Origin of the sequence: Tunturibacter empetritectus (genome assembly GCF_040358985.1) — a bacterium.
Lineage (GTDB): Bacteria > Acidobacteriota > Terriglobia > Terriglobales > Acidobacteriaceae > Edaphobacter > Edaphobacter empetritectus.
This window is the reverse complement of record NZ_CP132932.1, coordinates 3,273,377-3,285,047: the sequence shown is the minus strand read 5'-3', so window position 1 is coordinate 3,285,047 and position 11,671 is coordinate 3,273,377. Positions and strand designations below refer to the sequence as shown.

Annotated in this window: 5 protein-coding genes; 1 reads left to right on the top strand and 4 read right to left on the bottom strand. The window is 59.5% G+C overall.

Annotated features, from left to right (window positions below):
* Window positions 1–357: 357 nt before the first annotated feature.
* Both RBB75_RS13610 and RBB75_RS13605 read right to left on the bottom strand, forming a co-directional pair.
* Window positions 358–4,236, bottom strand: coding sequence for a TonB-dependent receptor (locus RBB75_RS13610; protein WP_353068385.1), 3,879 nt, complete (start codon window positions 4,234–4,236; stop codon window positions 358–360).
* 373 nt (window positions 4,237–4,609) lie between these two features.
* Complete coding sequence (locus tag RBB75_RS13605; RefSeq protein WP_353068384.1) at window positions 4,610–6,868, bottom strand: hypothetical protein; 2,259 nt, start codon at window positions 6,866–6,868, stop codon at window positions 4,610–4,612.
* A gap of 274 nt (window positions 6,869–7,142) precedes the next feature.
* Here RBB75_RS13605 and RBB75_RS13600 point away from each other — a divergent pair, with 274 nt between their 5' ends.
* On the top strand, window positions 7,143–8,726 hold the full coding sequence (locus RBB75_RS13600) for a malectin domain-containing carbohydrate-binding protein (RefSeq protein WP_179637292.1): 1,584 nt from the start codon (window positions 7,143–7,145) through the stop codon (window positions 8,724–8,726).
* A 143-nt stretch (window positions 8,727–8,869) separates the two neighbouring features.
* On the opposite strand, the gene RBB75_RS13595 is transcribed toward RBB75_RS13600, so the two are convergent.
* Window positions 8,870–10,045: a glycoside hydrolase family 172 protein gene (locus RBB75_RS13595; protein ID WP_353068383.1), complete on the bottom strand. Its 1,176-nt coding sequence runs from the start codon at window positions 10,043–10,045 to the stop codon at window positions 8,870–8,872.
* 70 nt (window positions 10,046–10,115) lie between these two features.
* Window positions 10,116–11,327 (bottom strand): SGNH/GDSL hydrolase family protein, encoded by a 1,212-nt coding sequence (locus RBB75_RS13590; RefSeq protein WP_353068382.1) that lies wholly within the window; start codon window positions 11,325–11,327, stop codon window positions 10,116–10,118.
* Window positions 11,328–11,671: the final 344 nt, after the last annotated feature.

Below are 11,671 nucleotides of genomic sequence, written 5' to 3'. Positions count from 1 at the left end.
GCAAACTCAACAGGCGTGATGGTCTCTGACGCCTTAGACGCCGGTTTAGGCGCCGGTTCAGTACCTACAACGTTCCCTGGAACTTGCGAGAGAGCCGCGGGAAATCCCTCAGCCAACAATAGAAGAAGCGTCACAACAGCGCCGCATCTTCTCTTGCAGCGAGCATGTCTCCACCAACAGGCGCCTGCCTCTTCACGGAACTTCACGACCTGCGCCCAAACATTTTGCAAAGCAAAGTTTCCTGATGGTCATTCTACTCGTTCAACTTTTCTGTCCGATCCACAAAGCCGACCCACAAAAAAGAGGCGAGGGCCGCCACAAAGACTGTGACCGCCCTCGTTGGCCAAAAAGCACCGCTTAGAAGGTAATCCTCCCTTGCAGTTCAAGCTGTCGCGGATCGTAGAAGTTCAGCGGCTCCGTCTGAAGCGAGGACGTTCCGATTGGTCTTGAGGTGGAGCTGGTGTTGATGCCGCCCACGCCAATAGCCTGGATTGGCGTGAACTGCGTCAAGTTCAGCACGTTGAAGGCGTTCGCCGCCACCGAAAAGTGGACGCGCTCCGTGATGCGGAAGTCGCGCTGCAGTTGCGCGTCGAAGAATATGTTGTTCGGACTGCGGATATCGTCAAAGGCAACTCGCGAGTTGCCGTACCAGAAGATATCCGGCTCGATCTTGCCGTTTGGCGTCGTCACCGTTGGACCTGCGAAAGCAAGCGGATTCAGGTAAGGCATGCAGCCCGTGCAGGTCACGTTCGCTGTGCCGCCGCCATCCAGTCCGGGTAACTGGATCGTCTGGCCGCCTTTAGGGTTGTAGAAGAAGTGGCGCTCCGACTTCGGCAGGATCGGATTGACTCCCGGAACGCGGTTCGGGCGATTATTCAGGCTGCCCATCGAGGAGCTGATCTCGATCGGCGTTCCTGTCTGCGCCTGGAAAGACGTGCCCAGTCGCCAGCCCCCGAGTAGCAGATCCGCAGCCTTGCTATTCGCCAGGAACTGTCTGTTCCGGCCAAAGGGCGATTCAAACAGCGCCGTGACCACCACGCGGTTCGGTATGTCGTTGTAGCCGACGTGCCGATTCTCGTAAGGGTCATTCAGGTTTAGCAGGTAGCCGGTATTCTGTTCGCCCGCATTGTTGAACGCGTCGTTGCTCTGCCCGATGTTCTGCGTGTCGTCGATCTCCTTGGACCATACATAGCTTGCATCGAACTGAATGCCCTTCGACAACGTGTGTCGAACCTCGGCTATCAAGGACTGGTAGTTGGAGTGTGCCTTCTGCTCCAACAGATTCAAATCCGGAAACTCCGGATACGGAACCTGCAGCCGCCACGCCGGAACCGTAGCCGCAGAGAGCGCGCCCCCTTGAAACCCATTGCCGTGGTAAGGGTTGGCAATAGGCAGTGTGCCGGGATTGGTGCCATTGGAGGAGATGTAAGACTGTCTCCACGAAGCAAGCAGCGCCGGCGAGATGGTCTGGAAGCCCGGAGGCGAAAATGTTCCCGTGCCGTTAGCGCCAAGACCGTTGACAGGGACGTTGGAAAACGGCAGCCTGTCTCCGTTCGAAGCCGAATAACCCAGCGAGAAGATCGTCGACGGCGTAAAGCTCTTCTCGAAGAAGACGTTCCACTGCAGCAACCGGCCGTCGTACGTGCTGCGGTAGTCCTGCAGATAAGAGTTTGAGCCGCCATACTGCAGCGGATTGGTAGTGTCGGACCCCAGCGCAGGAACGATGTTGCCGGACACCTGCCCATCGTAGAACTTGCCGATCGGAATTCCGTTCGGGTTCGCTCCAAAGACGGCACTCGAGCTCGCGACATTGTGCGTCGTGAAGGCTGTATTGTTCTGGGACGTAAAGCCGAAGCCGGAGTTGGTAGGAAGGTACGCGATCCCGAAGCCGCCGCGAATCACCGTAGTGCTGTCGAGGTTGTAGGCCACCCCAAATCGCGGGCCGTAGTCATTGTAGTGAGACAGATAAAGGTTGCGGGAGTAGCCGTTGGTGCCCGAGAACACATAGGAGCCCTTGCCATACGGGTTGGTGCCCTCCGTATCGAACGCCGACTGCTGGTTGTGGCGCTCTGTCGGCCCCGCCTGCAACTCAAATCGCAGCCCGAAGTTCAGCGTCAGCTTCGGCGTAGCCTTCCAGGTCGTCTGTTCGTAGAACGCACCATACTTCATCGCCAGCGCCGAGGCGACTGAGCTCGCCGCCACCTCGTACCCGGCTCCGGTCAGCCACTGTGCCGCTGGAAAACCTTGCTGCACATTTGTGGTGTTGTATGAGCCCACGTTATTGCCGTTCGCATCCGTATACTGCGACGTATAGTTCTGATCGGAGTAGTAGTTACCGACCTCGAAGTTCGCATGGACCGGATTGGCCGTGTTCAACAGGCCGACACGATACTCGCCGCCTACCTTAAAGGTAAAGCTGCCGTGCGTCTTCGTGATGCTGGCTACCGCGCTGTGGTTGGTCTGGTGCTCGTTGATGTGCTGACCCACCGTGTAATTCAGACAAGTGTATTGAGTGCTCGATCCCGGACAGAAGTCGAAGGGCTGGCTTGGGTCGTTGACCAGCGACTGCACCGCAGCTGGCTGTTGATAAGGAGAGTTGTCGAAGGTGCCTGACTTCGGCCCATATCCTTCGATGCTCTGCATCCGGTTGACTCCATAGCGAACATCAAGCACCAGCGTCGGGCTGAAGATCACCGTGTCGCCAATGGCTGCGTACGGGTTGTTGTCTGTGATGGTCTGACCCCAGGTGATATTGGGATAGAACGGGTTGTTAGGACCCAGGAAGTTCGGAACAATCACCGAACCCTCTGAGATACCGCCGGTCGCATAGATGCTGTTGCGGCTGTTCAGCTTGTAATCGACGCGGATCTGGCCCGTATTGCGGAGGAAGTTCTGCGTGGTGTTGACGTTGTAGTTATTGTTTCCATAGACGTCGGAGGCCGCCTGGTTCGGCAGCGGGTAATTGGAGTACACCTTCACGCCCACCGCATCCAGGTTGCCTGCTGGGATGGCAGAACCACCGCCGACCGCGCTGCCGCCTCCGCCAAAGTTGCCGGCTCCCGCGCAGTTTGCCGAGCCTGGGGCGAATAAGGCCCGTTCATAAACGTTTGGTGCTACCTGGGTCGCCGTGTAGGGGTTATAGATCGTGACCGGAACGGGGTTACCATTGTTGTCCTGAATCTTTGTGCAGGAAAAATCGCCGTTCCGCTCGAGCATCGTGGGTACGGTGATGTTCTTGTTGATGGGCGCGACGTGCTTCAAACCCTCGTAACTGGCAAAGAAGAAGAGCTTGTCTTTGATAATGGGGCCGCCGAGTGAACCGCCGAAGTAATTGATCTTGAACGGACCGCGCACACCGGTCTGGGTCGCTGGATTGGTCTGCGCAGAGACAAAATGGTTGAAGTTGTTTCCATAACCGTTCGCATTGAAGGCTTCGTTACGGTTGCGATAGACGACCTCGCCATGAAGCGCGTTGGTCCCGCTCTTTGAGAAGTATTCGACAATCCCAGTGCCGCGGCCATACTCCGACGAGAAGGTATTTGACTGGACCTGCACCTCCTGGATGCTCTCCTGGTTGGGAGTGATGCCCTCTTCGTTGTAGTCGCTGGCCAGGATCGGAATACCGTCAAGCTGGATGTCGGTCGTGAATCCGAGACCGCCGTTGACGCTGATCAGCGACTCAACACGGCGGGCATGAGGTCCGATCCCGAACGAGTCCGTACTCTGAGTCTGGTGCGCCGATTTCTCCGCCGCAACCCCCGGCTGCAGCGTGGCATAGAGCAGCGGATTCTGATTGATATTCGGCAGGGCATCGATCTGAAGCGCGTCGATCGTCGTCTTCACGGTGGTGTCGTCGGTCTGCAGCGCAGCCGCGCCCGCGTCTACCTGCACGATCGTCTCCGTGCCGCCCGTCTTCAAAACCACGTCGACATGCACCGTCGCGTTGTTGCCTACCGGCGCGTTCTCCGCCAACTGGGACGCAAATCCGGAAGCAATAACCTGCACCTTATAGGTGCCTGCGATCAGGTACGGAGCCGTATACTCGCCCGTCCCGGTCGTTACCGTGGACACCGAAACACCCGTAGCCTGATTCGTAATGAGGACCTTGGCCCCCGCAACTCTGGCACCCGACGAGTCCGTCACAGTCCCGGTCACAGTCGAAGAGTTGACCTGTGCCACCAGACGGCAAGCCGCAACCTGAAGAATTAGAAGCAGAACCCACCGGAACGCTCCCATCCTTTTATCTCTTATAAGAATCTTTTGCATACAGTGAAGCCTCCGAAGTAAAAGCGTGCTGAGTCTATTTCGCCGAAAAGAAGACAGTAAAGTTATTGGCAAGGCTTTTACTGCAAACGAAGGCTGTTAACGCCTCTCTTAACAAAATGACATTACGTTTCGCGGGTTGCACCGCCCTCTCCTCCGTAAGGAGGAAGTGACGGTAGACAAAGCGGTTGATTGAGCAAGCGCCAGGCAGCAGATAACTTCTGTGCCCTAAGAGCTAACTTCCGCGAAGTGTATCGACCTTGGTTCTGCTTCCAATGCTAGTCGGCATTCCCAAGGACTCGTGTGTTGCAAGGCTTACGCTCCAGTCGTCCGACTCTTGCAATGGTCAGGGAAGGAATAAAGGGCGATAGGCATTTAGTTGGTAGGTATGTCCCCGAAGTCGAGCCGTCACCGCACGATCCACCTCGATCGCCGTGACTGCTCCGTGACTGATCTGAACGACGAAGCCGCACTCGCGGTTGAACCGGAGATCGGCTCTTCCGCCTTCCTTCAGAGCGACCTCGCTGCCCCGCCCGCCAGCGAACGTCGGACTTATATAGATATCCCCTTCGACCCGCCCGAGCGCCGACACGAAACCTCGCTCCGTAATCCGAAAGCTCTTCAGGACGGCATCCGCATCAGGCTGTCCCGCGTCATGCGGATAGACAAAGGTATGCGAGGTTGCGCCGGCAGTTCTCATGCGTACCGGAAGCAGATCGCCAAAGGTCGAGCGAACCGGCTTCATCTTAGCATCCAGAGTGGCATCACCATCGACCGCTAAGAAGCTCTCCGTGTCGGCCCCAGCCGCAAAGCTGGCCTCCGCGATGCGGCCATCGATCCGTGTACGCAACGGCTGCCCATCATCGACCAAAAGCGGCCAGGTAACGCCCCAGCTCTCATGCTCCTGCGCGATCTCTTTAACGGTCGAAAGCACCCCATCCGGAGTAATCGCGAACCGGTCGCGAAAGCTGGGGCCATCGTGCCCTGCGGTCGGGTGGTACTCCATTGTGCAGCGAACGATCGCAGGATTGACCATCTGCACGCTCCAGGTCGCCTCATAGACATCGGGAATCGCCGATAACCTGACCCACTCGCCGTTTCGTTGAATCTCTGGAGCAAAACTCGCCGCAGCCGACGCGGTCTGCGCTCCGTCCGAAGGTCCCAACCGGGTCTCCCACGCTGCCCGAGCGATCCGGACAACGCCCAGCGGCGTCCACCAGTTGTCGTTGGTCTCCTTCGTCTCCCCGTGCAGATTGAACTCGAGTTGAAGTCCCCCCGCGTTGGCAAACGACGCCGCAAAAGCCGGATCGAGCTGCACAGCATACCCACCAATCTCTGCTGGGGAAGGCACGCTCACCGGCTTGATCGCAAGCTTGCTCCGCAGCCGGTACATCTCGGCCAGATGAAACATCAGCGAACCGCTGTAGTTCGAGTACTGCGACGCATTCTGATACCCCACCCGAAGCGCCGGATCGAAGTGATTCTTCGTAATGTAGTAGCTCCCGCTCCACCTGCCGTCGCTTCGCCGCCACCGTTCCATCCCGGCAAAGCTCAATTCAGCCAGCCGCTCCATGGCGTCGGCCGTGCGCGCATCTCCCTCCGCCCGCATCATCGGCGCCGCCGCAGAGAACAGCAGTTGCAACCCCACCTCCGTCCACACATGGTCGTCGGTGCGTCCGTTCGCCGGCACCTGCCCCGTCGGATCAACCAGCAGCACAGTAGCCCGCAGCGCTGCCAGCACCTTGGCCTTGATCTCCGCGGCGCTGGGTCCGTCATAGTCTTCCAGCACCAGCGCCAGCAGGTTGCCCTCCCCAACCAGCGCCACACTCAGCGTATCCGGATCGCTGCTTCGATCGTGGTAAAGAAAAGTGGGCGCCGCGGCAAACCGTCCCAGCTCATCCTTCTTCCAGTTCTCCTCGATAAAGGAGACAGCATCGCTGTGCGAGACCAGCCCAAGCTTCGCCCTCTGCCACTCCCCTTTCATCGCGTAGGTTCGCCAGTTGCCTATCTGCTTTTCGGCGATCATCTCCGCGATCGGAAGACGAAGCCGATTGCTCCAGCGCAGCCAGGTCTCCTCCGGCACCAGCCCTTTGTAGACGGGCAGCGCTTCGCTAAGCGACGCCAGAAAAAACTCGCCGTGTCGATCCGGAACAGCGGCGTCTCCACCACCCAACTGCCGCGTCGCGCTCTCCATCGCCGCCACCCCATGCGGCAGCAGGTCGCGGGAACGTCCAGCCTCAACCAGGGTGCCGACCGCAAAAGCGAAGTAAGGAGTCGCATACTGAAACTCGCGATGCACGAACGGATCGATGACTGCGCCGCTGGCATCCTGCCACTGCACCGTGAATCGGCACAGGCCATCCAGTCTGTCGAGCATCGCCTCAGCGGTAATCGGCTGGACCGCGCTGGCCCGGACCACGCTGGGACGGGGAGCCAGGTGAAAATGTGTCTCCTGCGTGCCTCCCATGCCCTCCTGGGCGCACACCGGAACGGCGTTTAGTCCCAAACCGAAGAAGAGTAGGAAATAGCCGACGATCCCGAACTCTAGTGGGGCCAAACGGATCGAATGCAGATACCCCCGGTTCCCCGTCGTGTCCTTTTGCAAACCTTCCCCACTTCCGGATGGTGCCTCGCCTCCATAGAACAATCCCCCAGAGCCCGGATCAAGTTTGAACAATGTTAAAGGGTGTTTTTGCATAAAACCTAAGGTTTTTGGCAAATGTTAAGACACCTTCGGCAAAGAAACCTACGCCACCCGGCCGGCCTTTTCCGTCGACTCATAAGGTCGAATCGTTATGGTAGACTCGGTTCGCAGTTGAAACAATCGCAGTAATTCCAACCAGTCGCAGCAGGGGCCGCGCCATAGGCGAGCGCGCAACATGATCGAATCACCAGTGAGTTCCACCAAGACCATACACGCAGAACGGGCCGAGCTCGATGCAGTCCTCGCCTCCGAAATGTTCCGCCGAGCTCCGACGCTCGCCCGCATCCTGGAGTACCTCTGCGAAAGTCAGTTGCGCGGCGAGACTTTCATCAAGGAATACGAGATCGCCACTCAGGTGATGGGTCGCAGCAGCGACTTTGACCCTCAGCAGGACGGCAGCGTCCGAGTCAACCTCCACCATCTCCGCAAGAAACTGAAGCAGTTCTATGAGACCGAAGGCGCGGATCACACCCTGTGGATCTCCCTGCCTATCGGTCAAAGCCTGCCAAGCTTCGTGGTGCAGAATCCGGAGACCGACCCCAGCCAAACCCCGTCCGCTGAAACAGGCGCGACCTTCTCCAGCGTCAACCATGTTCTTCAGGCCACTGCTGCCACCGGAGAGGTGCCTCCACAGCTTCAACCCGGTGCGGCGGCGCCAGCAGAAAGTCCGGTCACAGCGAAGTCAAAGCCCAGGACCTCCGCGAGTCTCTTCATCGCCCTGCTGAGCATGGCCTTGCTGGGAGCAGCAGTCACCTGGCTCTGGTTTAGCCGCAAAGCCCCCGACACTCCGCGGCCTATCATGACCGACGCCGCAATCCGCATAGGCTCCGGTCTAAGCCGCCCGTACCAGGACACCAGCGGACGCACCTGGAACGCCGACGTCTTCTTCACCGGCGGCAACACCTTTCACCGCAAGCTGGCGCAGGTAGGCGGAGCCACCGACCCCACCATCTATCAAAACGGCCGCGAAGGCGACTTCAGCTACGACATCCCCCTGCCCCGCGCCGCCTACGAGGTCCACCTGTACTTTGCAGAGAGCTTCGCCCACGGTGAAGGCTTCCGCGCCATGAACATCTTCATCAACGACAAACGCGTCGAGCAGTTGATGGACGTCACCTCCGATGCAGGCGGATTCGGCATCGCCACCGGAAAGATCTACACCTCCGTCTGGCCTGCCGCGGACGGCAAGATTCATCTGCAGTTCAAAGGCATCACCCTCACCGCATTCATCAACGCCATCGAGATCCTGCCCGCCAACGGGGACACGATGCGTCCCATTCGCCAGACCACCCTGCCCACCTACTACTATGATCCGCAAGGCACCGTCTGGGCGCCCGATGCCTGGTTCCACGGCGGTCGCACCAGCCAGCTCACCGAACTCTTTCCCGAGCTCCCCCTGCAGGGCTTCTACCAACACGAGCGCTTCGGCAACTTCAGCTACTCCATCCCAGTCGTCTCCAACCGCACCTATAGCCTCACGCTCTACTTTCAAGACGCCTGGTTCTCCCACCAGCCCAAGGGAAAGGGAACCCCCGGCATGCGCCGCTTCGACGTCACCTGCAACGGGATGGAGCTGATCAAGCAGCTCGACATCCTCGAGGAGACCAAAGGAGCCGGCTTCCAGATCACCCGGCACTTTACCGGAGTCAAACCCACCAGCCAGGGCAAGCTCCTGCTGAACTTCATCCCCAGCCAGAACTTCGCCATGATCAACGCCATCGTCATAGAAGAAGAGCCCGTCGCTCCGGTCTCTCCATAAGCTGCGTTTCCACACGTCTTACCCGACTTTAGCAGCCGTACAAAGGCCAGGGCCGCTGCAGACCAGCAAAGCCTCTTCGCCCAAGCATCAAGCGCCCAGGCATCAAGTGAAGACAAACCCAAACCCGCGCCGACCCGTCATACCTACTGCTTCGCCGTAGGCGGCTTCGGCTCCAGCTTTGAAGGCGTCACCACCCCCGGCCCCCCCACCAGTTGAATCTCAGGAATACGGTCCGCAATCGCAGGCAGCGGCGGCAGCGGCGCATGCGGCAGCGTCTGATACCAGTAAGCCGTCGCATAGTAGCTATCCGAGCGATGATTCGCGCTGCCATGCTCGATCCCCGCAATCAGCGACTTGGTAAATGGAATCGGCTCCTCCAGGTGAAACCGATAGACCGTGTAGCGGCTCCCGATATGCTCCTCGCCCATGCGGAAGATCCCGAACCGAGGCCCCGTGTAGTTACCCGGCCAGAAGTCGAACGCCCCCAGAAAGTAGTCCTCCGCCCCCGTCCCCGCAATCGACGGCGTCTTCTCCCCATCGACGAAGAACATATCGTCGCCCTCGCCCCACCACCCATCCTGATTCTGCAGCACCGACATCACCACGCCGACATACTGCCCCTTGCCCGTCGCCTCCAGCCAGTTGAAGTTTCCCTTCCCATCCAGATTCGGCTTGGCCGCAACGTCCCGATTGATCTTCCAATCGTCCGTCCAGCCATGCGCCGGCTGCTGCTGCGTAAAGCAGGCGTGGAAGTAAAGCGTATCCGCAGGCAGCGGCTTGTTGTGAATCACATAATCCAGATTGAAATAGATGCGTCCGATCTTCAGGCTGCCCTCGTTGGTCAAAGTGATCCGCGCATGCTTGCGAAACGGCATCGGGAAGAACGAATTCATCGAGCGGTCCGGCCCCACCGAAAGCATCTCCGAACTCCAAGGCCGCAGATCGCCGAAGTGTTCCCCAAAAAAGTCCGCCAGGGTCGTCTCTACGCTCGGCTCGGTCTCGTTATCCCAGTACATGCGCAGGATGATCTTCTTGAGGAAGTAGTTCTCCACCCCACCCGTCGAGATCGTGAACCAGATATGCGTCACCGTGCCGGGACCATCCGCATCCAGCAGCTCCAGCGTCCCTCCCGGTGCGATCTCCCGATGGTCCTCATTGCCGCCCAGCGGATCGGCCGACGAGCTCCGATGCGCCCTGTACTCCTGCATCCGCGTCAAGGCAGGGCGCTCTACCGGGCTCTGCCCAAGCAGGCCGGGCGTAAACGCAAGAGCCACGCACACCAGCAGCATGAGAAAAATAGGCCGCAGATGAATCCTCATAGTCCTTGCAGCCGCCGGCATACCCGCTGACTCAGACTCACCGCAGAACATCATCGAGCTCTTCCTCACCCTAGCGCACCGGCACCAACGCGTACCGGTGCCTCACCGGCTGCGCCAACCGTCTCTGCTCCGCATCCGCTGCCTGCAGCGCAGTCTTCACCGCAGCCAGCGACTCGTCATTCGACGCGCTCGGCACATTACGCAGAAGATGGTTGCGATTCGTATCCAGCGAGATCTTCCCCTCGTTGGCCAGGAACACCAGCATCGCCTGCCGCCGCATCGGTGTGTCCAACCGCGCCAAATTGACCCCGCTCCGCAGCTCTTCGCTCGTAAACGTGCCCACCGCCGCATCGTCGATCCGCAGTTCATACCGCCCCACAGCCAGATCCCCCACCGTCAACATCTCCTGGTCGAGATCTTCAACCACCGTCGACGCACGCAGCGCAAGATCCGTAACCGGATCCGTAGCAGCCACCGGCAGCGGCAGCGGCAGCGCCCGGTCCAGTTGCACCCACGACAGCGACGACAGCGTCTTCCCCGACCCCTCCGCCTCCGTGACCGACGTATTGACCGATGACACCACCTTGCCATGCGCCGCGCCCAGCGTCACGCTCGTCACCACCGGAGACGCACCCCACCCCTTCAACACCGCATCCGCCATCACCCAGTGCATCCCCGGACCCGGATGGACATGGTCCCCGATCAGCATCGCCGCCATCACCGGATCCTTCGCCCGAGCACTCGTCAGCGCCGTGACCATCGGAGCATTCAGGTCCACCACCGCCAGATGCCGCTCCGCCGCCATCCGCGCCACCGAGTCGCCCATCTTGATCAGGAAGTCGTTATATCCCGCCGTTCCATGCCCCGGCTGCGTCACCTCGTCATACGCCGAAGGCCGCAACACCACCACCTTGGCCTCAGGCGCATGCGCCTTGATCTCGTCCAGAATATGTTCGTAGCCGCGCTCGTACGTCAGCATCGTGCCCGGCTCGAACGGACGGTAGTAGCCGTCGTTCATCCCCAGCATGATCGTCACCACCGTCGGCTTCAGGTCAAACACATCCCGCGGCAGCCGCAGATCCACCGGCCCGCCTCCCCCACCGCTCACCTTGTCCCCCGACACCCCCGACATCACGAACGTGATGTTGCTCGAAGGCATCCGGGTCAGCGCATACAGCTCCACATCCCGCGTGTAGTACTGCTGCTCCGTAATGCTGTCCCCGTAAAACAAGACCCTGTCCCCGCTCTGCAGCGCAAAGGGAGCACCCTGGCCCAACGTCACAACCGGCTTTACAACACCCGCGATCGCGAAGGCCCCGTACAAACAACCAGACAAGCAACAAGACGCTATCCGCTTCATCTCTCTCCCATTCTGCGCAAAGGCAGCCCTACCACCTTACGTGCTGCGCAGGCTTAAGCGGCAAGTTACACGGCGTTAAGCCCCGCAAACTCCCCTCAGGCCGCCGTAACCGCCCTATCTCTGGCTCTACGGTCATTAACATCGCAAAATCCAGACCAACCTAACCTTAACACCGTAAAACTTGCCTCTTCTTCCCCCCAGGCTGTCGCATAGGTGGCGACTCAATCGGAGAGATAGCATCCTTCGACGGCGTCCCAGACGCCACA